Below are 16252 nucleotides of genomic sequence, written 5' to 3'. Positions count from 1 at the left end.
ATTATTTATTATATAGATTAGAGAAACAAAATAAAACTAAAAATTGAACGCCGTTCAAATTACAGATATATTGCAGGTGCCAGGCACCTGTAATATATCTGTAATCTAGCTCCCACTATCAATCAATTAAAATATCGCATCATCTGTTGCACAAGAAAACACTCTAGCAATTAATGCTAGAGTGTTCCTAAAATGCTTATTTATTCGGTTTATTATTATCATTTGGAGGCAAGTCCTCATATGGATGTAAGTCATCCGTTGATGGGATATTATAGCCTGTGCTTGGAGAATCCTCTTCATGAGCTTGCTTCATAGGATTTCCAGTTGGGTAGTCTTCGCCAGTTTGTTGATCAAAATCACCTACTGGTTTGACCTCGTCAATGTGAGGTCCTTTTCCTCTTTTTAAACTCTTTTCCGCTTCTGAAGGATCACGAAAATTCTCTTTAAATGATTCTTTTATGCCTTCTTTTTCTGTTTCGTATCTTTCCTTTGAAACATCAGCTTCCTCTATGCTTTTTTCCATTTTACTCAAGTAACGAGATGCGTGCTCGCGTCCACCTAGACCAAACGCTAGGCCAAATGCTAGTGCAACTCCTCCAAGAATTAATATAAAAGCAGAGTTAATGATTGCTGCTGCGATCCCTAGCTGACTCAATGCCATGAAAAACGCAAATGCTAGAATAGCATATTTAGCAACGTAGCGTAAGAAATGTGGAGTTCCTGAAGAATGCTTCATCACGCTTCCTACTAATTTCTCTGCTAGATTAGCTAGCCAGAAGCCTACCGCCAATATAACTACCGCTGCAATGACATGTGGTAAATAAGCAAATATTGCCGTAGCAAGGGTTACCATGAATTCTAGGTCTAACACTTGTAATGCTTCAACAACAAACAATAAAATAATGACAACCTGTACGATAGTACCAATTATACCCGCAAACGAAGGTGCTGAACCTCCAGTAGAAGAAAAGCCCATTTTGCCAAAGATAGAATTGATTCCTAGGTTTTGCAGTAAAGTAACAACTACATCTTTAATCCACTTAGCAACTACAATACCAACAAGAACAAGCACAATTGCTACGAAAATCTTAGGTAGCATTGCTAAGATATTATTTAACATTCCAATCGCTGGTTGTGATATTCCTTGTAAATCTAAAATATCGAGTGCTGTAATTGAAACTGGAATTATAATCAGTACGAATACAATAATTCCTGCAATCTTAGAAATACTTGTACCTTCTATGAAACTAGAAAGCCTTAATTTGTCTGCTAGTTTATCTGCTCCAGCAGCCTGTAGAAATTTTTCTACTAAAGTGCGAACAAGCTTAGCCACAAACCATCCAATAGCAAACACGATTGCTGCCGACACTAATTTAGGAATGAAATTAAAGAAGCTAGCAAGCATACCTTCAAAAGGTCCACTCAATCCATCAATTCCAAGTGCACTTAATACTGCTGGAATGAATAAAAGGAAAATTAAATAATACGCAACATTCGCTGCAGTATCTGTCCATTTTACTTGGTCTACCTTTGAAGGATCTCCTCCAGTTTTCATAATGTATTTATTTAGGCTAAACTTATTACCAACCATTTTAATCACTTTTTTAACTAACGTAGCTAGAACCCATGCAAACAGTAAGATGAGACCTGCTTTTAAAATATTTAATATAGCTTCTGTAATCCCTGAATACATAGATACAAATGGAGATACTAAGGTACCCATGTTTAGAATAGAGAAGAATAGAATAAATGCAAAGATTAGAACAATAAAGAATACTACCTTGCTAAGTATTTTCTCTACTGACCACTCCCCTTTAACATTTCCAAGACGTTCATTTACTCGATATTTTCTTAAAAGCTTAAACGTAGCATTTTCTAGTAGCTTGGCTACAAAAAATCCTATTAACAAGACTAATAATGCTAATAAAAACTCTGGTAAGAAATGAAGAGTGTCCCTCCAATAGAATTCATCAAACATTCTGTGTCCTCCTTTTGTTTGTTAAATGTTCACAATAACCAATTACCCTTAGCTTTATACTTCAAACTATAAATTCTCAATAATTTATTAAAAGTAAAAATACCCCACTTTATATTCAAAAATGAAAACCTATTTCCCCCCTTTTCTTAGTGCTTTATGTACAAAAACAAATCCTCTTCCTTCCTTATTCCAACTTATTTGAAGTTGTATGTCCTTTGGACAGAGAAAGTTTCTTAAGACCGATTAAACACTTTTAAAATAGTTTAGACTGATCTCCATCCTGCAATTAAAAACACTAACAAAAAAAACCGTTCCAGTAGAACGGTGAATTAGAGTTTTACACTTTCTATCGCTTGTTTGACACTTCCAAAGGTTTGAAAAGAAGAAAAATCTATACCTGCTTTAACAATTACCATCGATAAGTTAGGACGGATTCCTGTAAACAGCACTTGGATACCAAGTAGCTGAAGCACATTGTGAATAGCAAAGATATGTTGGGCAATTTCTTCGTCAATGGTTAAAATACCTGAAAAATCAATGATTAATACATCAATATTCATGTTGGGAATAGTAGGAAGGACATAAGATAACAAATGCTGAACACGAATATAATCGATTGCTCCAACAAGCGGAAGAACTGCTACTCCACTTTGAATTGGAACGATTGGAGCACTTAATTCATTGATTGCTTTTTGATGTTCTCTCATCATTTGGTCTTTAAATCCCTCGTAGGCATACATCTTATCTACGAGCCACACATCAATTAGATGGCTAACTTGGTTGTTAATATTCACTATGTTTTCAGCTGAAATTTTTAGCTTTAAACACACTTCATTGATATATTCCAAAAAGATAGACTTACTTTTCACGTTCGGCTTAATATAAGCAGAAAAGCTATAAAAATCTGCTATCCCTTCTTCTTTAACTTCCTTAATCCAACTAACTAATTGTTCCTCTGCAAGCGCTCTTGGTTTAGTTAAAGCATCACCAAGAATGGCAATGAGCTGTTGATTTTTATTTTTATTGATCAAATAGGGTTCAAGCTTAATATTTTTTTCTATACTATTTAATTCTGCTAATATTCGTTCTGTAAGCTCATCACCAATGGATTCTGCATTTTTTACTAAATACTCGCTTACTGTTAAAATCTCGTTCATTTAAGTACACACCCTCTAGAAAGATTCCGTGGCGTTAGCTAGTTCCTTTTTTGTAATCTTCCAATGTGATGCCCCCCAGGAGGCCTTCCCATCTACAATCAAAAAGGACTGTGGAGACTCATGTTTAACTCCAAGATCATGTTCTATCTCATTAGACACAGCCCTGCTTTCAATTACCTTCACTAAATATTTTTCCACTGGCGATTCAAAAGAAGTAAACTCCGCATATGCATGAGCGCTAACCGGACAAGTAGTGCTATGTTTTAAAAGTAATAACTTATGGCTTTTTGACTGTTCCAACACATCTTTCCACTCTTCAATATTTGTAATTTCCTTAAAATTGGACACTAAATCACCTTCCTTATTCCTTACTCTTACCCTCCATAAGCCACTTTAAACAATTATTACAAAAGTGTTACTGGTGCCAGGCACCAGTAACACTTTTGTAATAAAAATATCCTATCAAACAAAACTCATTCTTACGCTCTTTGCTGTTAAAAAGGTACAGTATTTGTACAAATCATCAATCCTGATTAATTATTGTTTAGGGCTCTATCAAGAAGAGAATATTAAATATATATTAAATACTTTAGAAATGAGGTTTACCAATGAAAAATAGCTTAGTTTCTTCATTATTTTTGATCTCTACTTTGTTGCTCTCAGGTTGTGGGGATAGTAAAGAGGATACTCAAGCAATTCCGGAAGGCATGGCTTCAGATCCAAAACAAGATGCAACTGTTGAACAGCCAGCTAATGTGGAAGAGCAAATTAAAGATCTTCCATATAATAAATTTAAGCTAGCTATCTATACAAAAGAAAATAAGGATGCAACTGTGCTAGCAGAGTTTGATAAAAAAGACGGTGAAACCGAGGCTATATATAGTAATGATTATGCTTCTACCGATCTTAAGGGAGACCCTGCATTTGCTCTTTTACAGCCCATTCTCATCGAGCTTCAGTTAAATCAAGAGATGAGCGAAGAGGAAGTTATTCAGCATGTGATGAATACTTTTGGAGCGGAAGATTATTCTAGCTTCGAATTGGAGATTGACTATGTGGGGGGAAAAGAAATTAAATATAATCGAACAAAATAAAACAAGCCTAGCTTGGAGAAATCTTGAATCTCCCATGCTAGGTTTTTTACTTTAGTGACCATGTTAAAATTATCCGCATTAGCTAACTAGAACTCCATTCACTGATAGTATTTTACCGCTTCAATAGATTATGACCATAGTTTTTAAAAATAGCTTCATTAATAAATGGTAAATAATTGTTTAACCTATATTATATTTGGATATTAAAAGAATAGGCACTATAACGTCTAGGAGGGAATATTTAAATGATATATAAAAAACGAACGTTAATAATGGCATCTATATTTTCCACTGCCTTGTTGTTAGGAGCTTGTGGTGATAATAACGATGACAAAGATGAAAATGTCTTAAAATCGGACGTTGTTGAACCTAATCCAGAAGAAAAGTCAGGAGAAGCAATTTCTGAACCTGAAACGGATTATGGATTTCAAGAATTTACATTAACCATTGATACACCTGATAACCAGAAATCTGTAATAGTCGAATATAAAGTAGATTCTTCTTCAGCAGTGTATAAAAATATGCATACTGCTGTAAATACAGAAGGAGATGGAGCTGCAGAAACGCTAGACCCAGTCTTTAAGGAATTAAACCTGAAAAAAGACATGAACACCGAAGAAGTTGTGCAACAGGTTACAGCAGCATTCGAAGTAGATGAATATACAGCCTTTAACTTAGATGTACAATACGATGACGGTGAAACCATGAATTATACAGTTAACTAAAATACAAAGTGCCAAGGGGACATTTTTTCCCCTTGGCGCTTTTTTATATTTCAAGTATATTACAGGTGCCAGGCACCTGTAATATACTTGGCATGGTTATCGGTCTTCGAAACGGGCGCATGCAATGCCAAATACTGTGCCTAGGGCTGCTCCCGCCAACACTTCGATTGGTTGGTGACCCAGTAGCTCTTTTAGTTCTTCCTCTCTTTGAACTAATTCGAAGCTTGGAAAATTTCCAGAAAGCGCCACGACATTGTCCTCTAGGTCGTTAACTAGTTGTGCAATTTCCCCAGTGTGACGACGAATACCTTGTGCGTCGTACATGACGATTGCACCAAAAACAACGGCTAATGCTGTTTCTGTGTGTCGTGTTCCTTTGTTAGCTGCTACATATGATGCAAGGGCTGCAACACCTGCTGAGTGAGAGCTTGGCATTCCTCCTGTTGTAAATGCCTGCTTGATGTCCCATTCCCCTGTTAGTTTTTTATGCGTGAGCACCTTTAAACCTTGAGCCAACCCTATTGCCGATAAAGCAGTAATAATGCCTCGATTCATTTTTGTCATCTATGCAACCTCCATTGAACTATGTATTTTATTGTTTTAAGAATAATTAATTATAATTATAGCCTTATTAAAGTACCCTATATACAGAAAAATAATCTTTCCAGCTATAAGAAACACGTAAATATATATAACTCTTATACATTTAAATAGGCTCACCTCGAATATTATTTCTCCAATCACTAGCTTCTTCCTATTTATCTTCGAGTGAAAAGATATACAATTTCTGCTTTCTTATAAATTAAAAAATCTCTTTAAAGCACTCGGCTCTAAAGAGATTTCCTTATATTATTGTTCCTCGTCTTGTACTATATTAGATGTCTCTGGTGCTTCGAATATTACTTGTAAGCCTACCTCTAATCGCTGTGTAGGAGTGCTGTTAGACACCTCCACTGGCAGCTGGAAGAACTGACTAGTTAAAGAAGTTGTACCAGGTTTTTTATAGTTAGTGAACTGAAATGGTCGAACATCCCAAGAAATTGCCACTGTATGCTCATCACCATCCGAATCAACAATAGTCGTTTGCTTCGGCAGTTGTGCAAGGAACTCATCGTAAGTAATGTCAGAAGGAACTGTTAAAGGCTCTAATGGATTAATAGATTGTAAAGTAACCTCTGACTTTAAAACAATCTTTACATAAGCCGTTTTATTCTTCGTAATTACCAGTGGGTTGGAGTCTGCATGATAAGTTGTTTCTTTATACGCTTCTCCTAATTCAATTTTGTCTACACTCATCGTATCTAACGTATCGAAATGAATCGTGTAAGCACCTTCTGGAATGTCCTTCATTTGATACACATGCTTCTGATTACTTGGCGTGGTGCCTACTTGATAAACTTTATTTGTTTTTTTGTTCTTTAAGCTAAAGTTGCTAATATTGGTGAAATCTATCTTATTCATAGAGGAAGTGCTATCTCTGAATAAACTGACTTGTGTATTCCCCTTTTCCGGTTCTGCAAAAGTCACTTGAATTGTCATATCTAGACGTTGTGCTGGCGTACTATTAGATACCTCTATAGGTAAACTGAAGAATTCACTGGAAAGGGTCATAGTCCCCGGCTTTTTATAATTTTCAAATTGAAAAGGTCGTATGTCCCATTTCAATGCAACAGCATGTTCCTCGCCTGTTGAATCGACAATTTTACCTTGTTTTGGTAAGGCTCCTTGGAACTCCTCGAAGGTAATATCATAAGGAACAGTTATGTTCTCTAATGGTTTAATATCCTGTAATGTAATCTCTGATTTTAATACAAGTTTTACATAAGTCGTTTTATCCTTCGCAATTACTACAGGATTAGTATCTGGGTGGTAGACTGTTTCTTTATAAGTATCTCCAAGGTCAATGCGCTCTACAAGGAATACGTCTGGAGTATTTACCTCGATCGTATAAGAGCCCGCTGGGAGGTCCTTCATTTGAAATACATGCTTCTGATTGCTTGGAGAAGTCCCTACATTATAAACTTTGTTTGTTTTTTTATTCTTCAATGCAAAATTAGAAACAGTTGCAAAGTCAATTTTATTCATAGAAGAGGTACTATCCTTGTATAAACTTATGTGAACAAGACCTTTCTCAACCTTTACTTTAGCCTTTACTGTAAGCTCTACGGAATGCTCAACCTTTGTGCCATCAGCTCTAGTCAACAACATTACAACTGTGCCTGACTTCGCTTCTTCACCAATTTCCGGCTGTACAATTCGACCGTCTACAACCATACCCTCAGGTGTAGATGTTAATGCCACTGAATAATCTTCACCAATTAAAGCTGATATTTTATCGAGCAAAATATCTCCTTCTACCAATTCTCCAATTGTGCTTGGAGTAATTTTAGCCGCCTCTGCTTCAGCAGCTTTCAAATCAGCTACTTCCTTAATTAGCTTGTCCGAGTTTGTAACTAAAGCTTTTTGATTATTAGTTAGTTTACTATACTCAGCTTGCGCTACTGAAATCGCATTTTTATATTCTGAAGCACTTGAATCTTTTTTAATTTGATCAATTAATGCTACTACCTTTGCAGCAATTAACTTATCTTCCTTAGCCGCTTTTAACGCTATTAATGCATTTTCTGCGTCCACTAATCTAGTTATGTCTACTAGCTTTTTCTGGTTTTTGGTCAACTTCTCATATGTAGCACGGACTACTTTAATAACTTTTTCATCGCTTTCCTTCACCTTTGAAGCTGGTGGTACTACATAGAGCATTGCCATAAATAGCTTTGCTACAGTTTGATCAATTATTGAACTCAAAAAAGGAGACTTAGAAGAAGTCTTCATCGTATTTTCTATTTGGATTTGAGCCTTTTCTACAGTATCAATTGGAGATGCATAAGCTGCACCCACAAAAGAATTAGAAAGAAGAGATATTACTAAGACAAACGCAACTACTATTTTTTTCATATGCTTCCCAATCATCGAATTCCCCCTATTTTGTATGAATCTTCTTTAAATATTATCAAACTTGAATATTTTCCAAAGATATACATATTATTCTCAATTCTATCTATCTCTACTTTTAATTTCAAGAAAATTTAGTTTATTAATAAATGACCTATGATTCCAAAGGCATTTCTCTTTTCAAAGTAAAAAAATATAAATGTAAAAATATTACTTAAAATATTAAAATAATACAAAAATTTTAAAATAATTAAATATTTCAGGTTATATTATTTTAATTTTATTCCATAAAAAGGGTTAAAAAGTTTTTTTAAATATCATACTACTAAGACTATTTTTTCAAAATATAAAACAATGTTAGGGAGTTCTTCTCATATGGAAATAAAAATTAAAAACGAACCTATCGAACATAATAGGTGGCTTTTTACAACGTTTCTTCTTTTAGTATTAGCTATTTGCGATAGCTTAATCACCCATTTCGGTTTAAGTAACAGTTATATAGAAGAATCCAATCCACTTATGCGCTATGTATATGAAAACAGTGTATTTATATTCTTCTCGATTAAAATCGTTTTGCCGCTTCTGTTTATGTATATTATGACAAAATTAAAGCCTAAAGCTTATTTGCAGCTCCTTATAGCGGGTGCCCTATTCCTTTATGCATTTGTACTGTTCAAACATATATTTTGGTTATATATGTTGTTTATTGCATAAGTAAAATTTGCATGGCGAAAAAAATCCAGCAACTATTGAGCCGCTGGATTTAGCTTATATCGGATTTTTTCTTCACGTTCCCATTTTTGCAGTAAAGGAAACGGATCGTAGGCCCATTCTGTACGTCCATTGTATTTGTACATTCCATAATGTAAATGTGGTGCAAACTTACCAGAAGTACCTTTCTTGCCGTAGCCAGAACTTCCGACATAGCCGACAACTGTGCCTGGCTCTACAATGCTTCCTTCCTCTATTCCTTTAGCGTAGCCTGAAAGATGGGCATAATAATGATACGTATTATTAACATCTCTAATCCCTACTCGCCAGCCGCCATAGTCATTCCACCCTTTAGTTTCCACTATCCCGTACGTGGCTGATTTTACTGGAACTCCGCTATAGGCAAAAAGGTCTGTACCCTCATGCATACGTCTACCGCCCCATCCCCGTCTGTCTCCCCACGTACTGCGGTAGCTGTAGTCATGTCGAATAGATAATACAAAGGCTCTTTTATCTAAATTTAACACTTCATATGTCTTATAAATTTTAGCATTCGTCAGGATTTGTTTTACTGTTATTTCTTTGTCGTAATATTCCCTTAAAGCCCTTTGGAAATCCTTTTCAGAATGCACTCTTGGACTTAAATACTGGACAAGCGTAAACATGACGTCCTCATCATTTTGACGATCAGCAAATCCGTCATTATTACCATCTCGGCCTTGTCCATCAAAAAATGAAATAGTGGTTAAATTAGTATCATCCCCTAGCGGATTCAGTGGTCCCACCCAAAAGTCATCTGTAAACTGAATAGCTACAACTCCATCGCGCTCTGGTAAATCTTTTCTAACCTCTTGAATATTTCTTTCGTATTGGTCCACTGCCGCCAAGTAATACCAAGGTAACGTATCTGTAGAATACCTTATATAATAATCCATCCGCTTGTCTAAAATTTGCTCGCGCGTGAGTTCCTCGGCTGCCGAAACCTCGGAGGTAAAGAACAGAAATAGGAAGCCGATGGATAAAGATTTTACAAGTAAGCGCATCAAATCAAAATACCTCCTTTTTTATTCTTTCAGTAGTTTCCCCAAACAAACTAATTTCATGAATCAAAAAAGGAAACATATTTAATGGTCTTTTGAACAAAATAAAAACGACTGTCCAATGTAAGACAGTCGTTAAAGTCAATTTTTACACGCTTCAATAAATTTTTTGAAAATGGCAATAGATGGGGCATCTTCTTTATTTACCAAGCATTCTGGATGCCACTGTAAACCTAATACAAAAGGATGATTTTCACTTTCAAATGCTTCTATAATTCCATCACTAGCTAAACCCGAAATTTTGTATCCCTTAGGAACTTCTCGTACAGCCTGATGGTGAAAGCTGTTTACTTTTATGCGATTTTCTCCAATTATTTGCTTCAGAACTGTTCCTTCATTGACCTGAACATAGTGTGAGGCGTGAGTTCTTGTTGCTTTTTGATCGTGCTGCAGGAGATCTACTTTCACCTGATCGTATATATCCTGATACATATCACCGCCAGCAGCTATGCTTAGGATTTGAGCCCCTCTACAAATTCCTAAGATTGGTTTATTTTGCTCAAGCATCTTTTTAATCAGAGCTATTTCAAATTCATCCCGTTCTGGTACGATATTTCCGAGACCTCTATGGGGCTCTTCGCCAAAAAGAGTTGGGTCAATATCTCCGCCACCTGTTAATAGTAGTCCATCTATTAAATTTGAAATAGACTCAATGACATCGATCTCCATATTTGGTAACACAATAGGGACGCCACCGAATCTTGCAATCGCATGAATATTGTCGGTCGGTACAGAAAGTACAAGATTCGTTAAATTCGAGGAAACACCAATGACTGGTTTCATAGAAACCTCCTTAAACTTTTCCTATAATTATACAATAAATATAAATATAGTGAATAATGTAAAATGACTATTAATTCTTCTGTAAAACAGGTAAATTCATAAAGTTTTTGTAAGCAAATCCCTGTACCTCTTCTTCTGAATAGCATTTCAATAACTCATTTATCAATACTGGGAAATCAGAGGATTTGTGAAGACCATTTGTATAGAAATCCATGCCATCAAAATCAGAGCCTAATCCAATTCGCTTAACTCCTCCCAACGAACATAGATGATCAATATGCTTGATGAGATCAGATATTTCGGCTGTGTCCTTACCATTAATAAAAGGAGGATAAAAAACGACATGGATATGCCCACCCTTATCAAACATTGATTTTATTTGTTCATCATTTAAATTTCTTGGATGTTCACATAGATTACTTGTATTCGAGTGAGAAGCAAATGGATAATTCGCTAGATTCATCACATCCCAAAATCCGTTTTCACTTAGATGCGACACATCTGTTAAAACTTTATGCTCATTGTTTAAGAGCACAACCTCCTTACCAAGTAGCGTTAGTCCTCCTCCTCTTGGCTCTCCTGCTCCATCTGCGCATAAATTGGCATTATTCCACGTTAGTCCAATGGAAAGCACACCGAGCCTATATAAATGACGCAGCTTCATCAGATCGTTCCCAAACGCATCTGCTCCCTCTAATGCTAAAATGGCACCAATCTCTCCATCCTTTAACTTTCCTAAGTCCTCCCACTTTTTTATATGCTTCATCCTTGGATTTTTTCCCAACACTTCCGTATAGAACAAATCGATTTGCTCTAAAGCATATGCCCATTTCTGATCATCTGGTATATTCGGGTAAATAAAAACGGCAAAAAATTGCGCAAGGACATTTCCCTCTGACAATCGCTCAACATTTGTTTCTATTTCAGGAGCATCCGTAAAGGAAAGGGGATTTACTTGATAAACTCTTCCACGTTTGGCTAGCTGTAGTTTTAACAGTGCATCACAATGCGTATCAATTATTTTCATTTTTTCATTTCCTTTCCCGAGCGAGTTGCTTCTTATTTATTCTCATAATGGAGAGAGTTGCCTCTATAATCGGACCGCTCGCTATCATAAGCAGACACTACATTCTTAATAGGACAAATTTTAAGCGTAACTTTTAAATATTTGACGAGAGCTATAAAAAATACGATTTATTTCCCCGTTATCGTCTTTTAAAAACTCGATTAGATTTTCTTGGTCCTCCAACGTACCGATAAACAAAGTACCCTCTATAAATCGGAGAGGATTATTGCCTGCATTAGATATAATAGCCAAACTGCCATCCACAATGTCTACATTAACCTTCATACCTTCACCAGATACGAACTTTCCTCTGTATTTTTGAAGCTTTTCTAAAGGCAAATCTTTGGTTGTAAACTGAATATGCTTTGCAGTTGGCTCCCTACTCTCCAGCACATTTAATGCTCCTAGGAAAAGCTTGTCAGATGGGACATCCGCTAAACTACTTAATAGCACACCAGAAATTCCTTTGTCGGGTAAGATACCCATAAAAGAAGATACTCCCTTCAATCCACCACCATGATTAATAAAGGCTGTTCCAAAATAGTCAGGAACCACACGTAGTCCATAACCATAAAAGCGTCCTTTTTCAAACTCCACATGAGGGTAAATCATCTGCTCTACACTTTGCTCTTGAAGGATTCTCTTATCCCCAGCCATGCCTTTGTTTAGAAAAATATTCAAATACTTAAGTATGTCATTTTGAGTGGATTTCAAATAACCTGCTGCTCTCATAGAAGGCGCATCCCACCATAGGGGAGCCTCATAAACTTCTAGTCCCTTAGAGGTATGCCTAGACATATATAAGCTCGTTACATTATCTTTTTCTTCTATTTTTGATAGGTCAAAAAAGCTATTATCCATTTGAATCGGCTGTAAAATATGTTCTATAATATAGTCCTCATAGGTTTGTCCACTGACACGATTAATGATAATCCCAAGCAACCCATAGCAATCATTAGAGTAGCTAAACTCCATTCCTGGTTCTCCAAGCAATTGAAAATCTTGATTAGAGATGTAAGAGATTAGCTCTTCGTACGTATCAATAGCCGCCTCCGGATTATTTACTAAATCCAGCCCATAATCCTTGGCCGACGGATCTTGGTCAATGCTTCGCTTCCTAGCATAAACATGAGTTGCAATAGGGGGTAGCCCTGAGGTATGGGTCATTAGATGGTGAATCGTGATTTTCTTTGTTTTCTTTTCATCCTTGGTCTTAAATTCAGGGAGATACTTTACAATTTCATCATGAACAGATAGTTTTCCAGCCTCCTGAAGCTGCATAATCGCAACACAGGTAAAGGATTTTGTCATAGAGGCTATCCCAAATACAGTATCAGCATTGATTGGGAGAAGATTCTCGACATTTCTGTATCCAAATGCTTTTTCATATATTCGTTTGTTGTTTTGGTTAAAAGCAATTCCCACTCCAGGGATCAAATGCTCATCTATTAAATCATTCGCATATTGCTCGAAAAGATCCATCTTCTCAATTTTGTTTACCATTATGAAGTCCCCCTTTATTAGCACATTTAAGCTTGTCCATTCTCTTGGAAATATTTTAGCATAATACTATCTTCAAAAGACTAAATTTTTAGAAAATAAAAATAATATTTTGCTATATCCGTTTGAAAACATAGGACTCTTCATCTCAAATAAGGCAATCGTCCAAAAATATATATGAAGTACAAGGATAAGCTAGAACTCAATCCTCTTGTTGATCTAGCTTATCGTAATACCGTTGTAGAAACCCTTTAAAAATAGAAGCCAGCACTTGTTGAAACAACATCCCAAGAACTACTGGTATGGCTACGGCTGGTTGGAAATACGTAGTTGCTAGCACTACACCGGCACTAATATTGCGCATTCCTCCCGTAAAGGTCATCGCGATAACGGTAACTTTTTCTTGTTTTAATAGCTTTCCAGCTAGAAAGGAAAAGACATAGCCTAATATGGAAATAATAATTACTACTATTCCAAGTCCTATTAACCTATAGTTCTCCTCCAATAAATACGGAGCAACAACTGCACCATTTAGCATGACTACAATACTCATCCCTAATTTCGAAAATGGTGATAGCCTGGCACTTAAAATGTCTACTACCTTCCCCTTGGTCACCTGGTTTAAAATCATCCCTGCAATAGATGGGATAACTATAGTCCAAAGTAAACCAAGCATCATACCCACTGCATTAATTTCCACAGTTCCTCCTACAAGGAGGTCTAGCGTTAGAGGAACAATAACTGGAGAAAGAAGTGCACCTATTAAAATTATAGTCAGTGCTAGCACATTGTTTCCCTTTGAAATTGCAACCCATACAAAGCTCGTAATTCCAGTAGGAATCGCCATGGCTAAGACCATCCCTGTAATAGTTAGGGTTTCTCCCGGGAACATAAGATGACCGATTCCAAGTGAGACTAGTGGCATGATAATATGCAAAATAGTTAATGTAACAAATATTGGTAACGGGTGTAAAACAGCATCTTTAAACGAAGCAAAGTTTGAATTTAAACTTCCGGCAAAGGTCATGAACGCGAAAATCCAAGGTATTAACCAAGCAAAATCTACAATATAGTCAGAGATCAGTACGCCGATAACAACACTTATTGGAATAAAATACGCCATCGTCTTCTCAAGAAATTTATTTATGTGGAACATGATTGCAGCCCTCCCCATCTATCTTTTATGTATTTCATGAACCTCACACAAAAGAATAACCATATCTATTCTTTCATATATTTATATATCGGTTAAAAAGGGAGGCTTATATGGGATATTATGTAAAGGTTGAAAAAGGTGTGAATATTTACATAGAGGATGTCAATCCTTCCGCTAATAAAACCATCTTATTCATTCATGGATGGCCAGCTAATCATCAAATGTTTGAATATCAATTCAACCAACTCCCTGTACTAGGATATCGTTGCATCGGCGTTGACTTGCGCGGCTTTGGAAAATCCTCCAATCCATGGAGTAGCTACTCGTACGATCGGATGGCAGACGACATTCGAGTTATTATAGACACCCTTCAGCTAGAAAGTATTACTCTAATCGGTCATTCGATGGGGGGAGCGGTAGCTATCCGTTATATGTCCCGTTATAAAGGACACCAAGTAAATAAACTTACTCTTGCTGGTGCAGCAGCCCCGGTTTTCACAATGCAGCCCGACTTCCCTTATGGCACCTCAGTAGAAGTAGTAAATGAATTATTAAACAAGACTAATAGTGATAGACCTAGGATGGTACAGGATTTTAGTGACATCTTCTTTAAAAGTTACTTAAGCGAAAGTTTCCAACATTGGTTTCAAAGTCTATGCCTAACCGCTTCCGGACACGCAACAGCAAAGTGTCTTGAAACGTTACGAGACGAAGACTTAAGGAGAGATCTCCCTGGCATTCAAGTACCAACACTCATCCTTCATGGTAAATGGGATAAAATTTGTCCCTATGTGCTAGGTGAACTCATGCATGTCTATATTAAAGACTCTACATTAGTGTCATTTGAATATAGCGGTCATGGATTGTTTTACGAGGAAAAAGAGAAATTTAACGAAGAAATTGCAAAGTTTATAGACTAAAATCAAATAGGAGGAAAAAGATGATATGTCCAAATTGTAGTCATGATCAAGTGGTAGGGAATTATTGCTCAGGTTGTGGTAATTATTTGTTAAGACATCAAAGAGAGGCTGTCAAGGAATCGGTAATCGCTACAAGCATTCCCTCCGTTGCAGCAAAAGATCACTTAGCCACTTTAAAGAATTATGCAAGGCAATATAGTAGCTACTTTATTCGCCAGTTAAAAAGCCCTTCGCATGCATTCAGCAAAGGGGAAGGTGACTATTCAAATGCAGTTGTCAGTATTCTATTATTTGTAGCTCTTTTTTGTATATCTATTTATTTATTTACACTCAATCAACATTGGAGTAATCCACCGAGCTTCCTATCTTCATTTACAGAAATGTATTTTGTCACCATTATTTTAGTAGTGATAGCGGTACTTTCGATATTTTTTATTAATACTATTTTTGGACCGCAGCATTCTTTTAAGAGTATTATCAGCTTTTATGGTGGGCAGTTACCAATTTTATTAATAGGTGCAACGCTATCCCTTATCCTTATGTTTTTAAAATCATTTTCCTTTGGAAATGGGATTCTTACTATTTGTTTAATTTTGGCTATATTATTTATACCCCTTTATATCATTAGCGCTATATTGACGAGCAAACAAGAAAGCTTTGAACCATTGTATGGATTCCTTTTATATATTGTTCTTTTCTTTATGCTTATGCTAATGATTACTATGATGATTGGCAATCTGACCATTAATAGCTATGTACAAAATTTAACTTATTTGTTGAAGTAGCTGCATTGTCTATCCTTTTACACGGTTGTTAATTTTAAGTAAGCAATATCAAACTAGCGAAAGGTTTTGCGTAACTGGAGCTAGACTAATATAAAAAAGAGAAACCCAAAAGGATTTCTCTTTTTTTAATTCACCCAATAGGTGGATGAATTGGAATGGAATTAGAATCATCTGGACTAAAACTGTGACCAATTGGCGGATGAATTGGAATGGATGCTACATCACTTGCTGCGCTAGATCCAATTGGTGGATGAATCGGTATCAGTGTAATCACTACACCTGTTAGTGTAGCCAAAAACAAAGCCTTTACTGATTTTTTCATGGT

The 16252-nt window shown here is 36.2% G+C and carries 16 protein-coding genes; 5 read left to right on the top strand and 11 right to left on the bottom strand.

The features are described from left to right. Positions 1-196: 196 nt before the first annotated feature. The 3 genes from MHB55_RS04840 to ytxJ all read right to left on the bottom strand — a co-directional run bounded on the left by MHB55_RS04840 (position 197) and on the right by ytxJ (position 3483). Positions 197-1978, bottom strand: a complete 1782-nt coding sequence (locus tag MHB55_RS04840; protein ID WP_340862729.1) for a mechanosensitive ion channel — start codon at positions 1976-1978, stop codon at positions 197-199. 329 nt (positions 1979-2307) lie between these two features. Then, positions 2308-3135, bottom strand: a complete 828-nt coding sequence (locus tag MHB55_RS04835) for an STAS domain-containing protein (protein ID WP_144537392.1) — start codon at positions 3133-3135, stop codon at positions 2308-2310. A 15-nt stretch (positions 3136-3150) separates the two neighbouring features. Further along, positions 3151-3483, bottom strand: coding sequence for a bacillithiol system redox-active protein YtxJ (gene ytxJ, locus MHB55_RS04830; RefSeq protein ID WP_144537390.1), 333 nt, complete (start codon positions 3481-3483; stop codon positions 3151-3153). A 260-nt stretch (positions 3484-3743) separates the two neighbouring features. Between ytxJ and MHB55_RS04825 the strand changes: the two genes are divergently transcribed. Both MHB55_RS04825 and MHB55_RS04820 read left to right on the top strand, forming a co-directional pair. Further along, the gene (locus MHB55_RS04825) at positions 3744-4229 is read left to right on the top strand and encodes a YusW family protein (RefSeq protein WP_340862728.1); all 486 of its coding nucleotides are present in this window, start codon (positions 3744-3746) and stop codon (positions 4227-4229) included. Positions 4230-4474: 245 nt separating this feature from the next. After that, the gene (locus MHB55_RS04820) at positions 4475-4954 is read left to right on the top strand and encodes a YusW family protein (RefSeq protein ID WP_144537386.1); all 480 of its coding nucleotides are present in this window, start codon (positions 4475-4477) and stop codon (positions 4952-4954) included. A 96-nt stretch (positions 4955-5050) separates the two neighbouring features. Here MHB55_RS04820 and MHB55_RS04815 read toward each other — a convergent pair whose 3' ends face one another. Beyond that, positions 5051-5518 (bottom strand): divergent PAP2 family protein, encoded by a 468-nt coding sequence (locus tag MHB55_RS04815; RefSeq protein WP_151111049.1) that lies wholly within the window; start codon positions 5516-5518, stop codon positions 5051-5053. 285 nt (positions 5519-5803) lie between these two features. Continuing rightward, positions 5804-7924 carry a hypothetical protein gene (locus MHB55_RS04810; RefSeq protein WP_340862727.1) on the bottom strand — a complete coding sequence of 707 codons (2121 nt, stop codon included), beginning with the start codon at positions 7922-7924 and terminating at the stop codon, positions 5804-5806. Between the two features lie 357 nt (positions 7925-8281). Between MHB55_RS04810 and MHB55_RS04805 the strand changes: the two genes are divergently transcribed. Beyond that, positions 8282-8620, top strand: a complete 339-nt coding sequence (locus MHB55_RS04805) for a DUF5658 family protein (protein ID WP_154311353.1) — start codon at positions 8282-8284, stop codon at positions 8618-8620. Between the two features lie 32 nt (positions 8621-8652). Here MHB55_RS04805 and MHB55_RS04800 read toward each other — a convergent pair whose 3' ends face one another. The 5 genes from MHB55_RS04800 to MHB55_RS04780 all read right to left on the bottom strand — a co-directional run bounded on the left by MHB55_RS04800 (position 8653) and on the right by MHB55_RS04780 (position 14225). Further along, positions 8653-9660, bottom strand: a complete 1008-nt coding sequence (locus tag MHB55_RS04800) for a M23 family metallopeptidase (RefSeq protein WP_340863954.1) — start codon at positions 9658-9660, stop codon at positions 8653-8655. Between the two features lie 138 nt (positions 9661-9798). Then, positions 9799-10500: a gamma-glutamyl-gamma-aminobutyrate hydrolase family protein gene (locus MHB55_RS04795; protein WP_340862726.1), complete on the bottom strand. Its 702-nt coding sequence runs from the start codon at positions 10498-10500 to the stop codon at positions 9799-9801. A gap of 70 nt (positions 10501-10570) precedes the next feature. Further along, a complete protein-coding gene (locus MHB55_RS04790; protein ID WP_340862725.1) occupies positions 10571-11527 on the bottom strand; it encodes a dipeptidase in 957 nt (318 codons plus the stop codon). Positions 11528-11647: 120 nt separating this feature from the next. Then, positions 11648-13069, bottom strand: a complete 1422-nt coding sequence (locus MHB55_RS04785) for a serine hydrolase domain-containing protein (protein ID WP_340862724.1) — start codon at positions 13067-13069, stop codon at positions 11648-11650. A 199-nt stretch (positions 13070-13268) separates the two neighbouring features. Further along, entirely contained in the window at positions 13269-14225 is a 957-nt protein-coding gene (locus tag MHB55_RS04780; RefSeq protein ID WP_144538228.1) for a bile acid:sodium symporter family protein, read from the bottom strand. A 107-nt stretch (positions 14226-14332) separates the two neighbouring features. Between MHB55_RS04780 and MHB55_RS04775 the strand changes: the two genes are divergently transcribed. Together MHB55_RS04775 and MHB55_RS04770 are read left to right on the top strand one after the other, a co-directional pair. Then, positions 14333-15142: an alpha/beta fold hydrolase gene (locus MHB55_RS04775; protein WP_340862723.1), complete on the top strand. Its 810-nt coding sequence runs from the start codon at positions 14333-14335 to the stop codon at positions 15140-15142. 20 nt (positions 15143-15162) lie between these two features. After that, positions 15163-15927, top strand: a complete 765-nt coding sequence (locus MHB55_RS04770; protein ID WP_340862722.1) for a Yip1 family protein — start codon at positions 15163-15165, stop codon at positions 15925-15927. Positions 15928-16057: 130 nt separating this feature from the next. Here MHB55_RS04770 and MHB55_RS04765 read toward each other — a convergent pair whose 3' ends face one another. Continuing rightward, entirely contained in the window at positions 16058-16249 is a 192-nt protein-coding gene (locus MHB55_RS04765; protein ID WP_144537369.1) for a hypothetical protein, read from the bottom strand. Positions 16250-16252 lie beyond the last annotated feature (3 nt).

Origin of the sequence: Psychrobacillus sp. FSL K6-1267 (assembly GCF_038003265.1) — a bacterium.
Classification (GTDB): domain Bacteria; phylum Bacillota; class Bacilli; order Bacillales_A; family Planococcaceae; genus Psychrobacillus; species Psychrobacillus faecigallinarum.
This window is presented reverse-complemented; position numbering and strand designations above follow the sequence as displayed.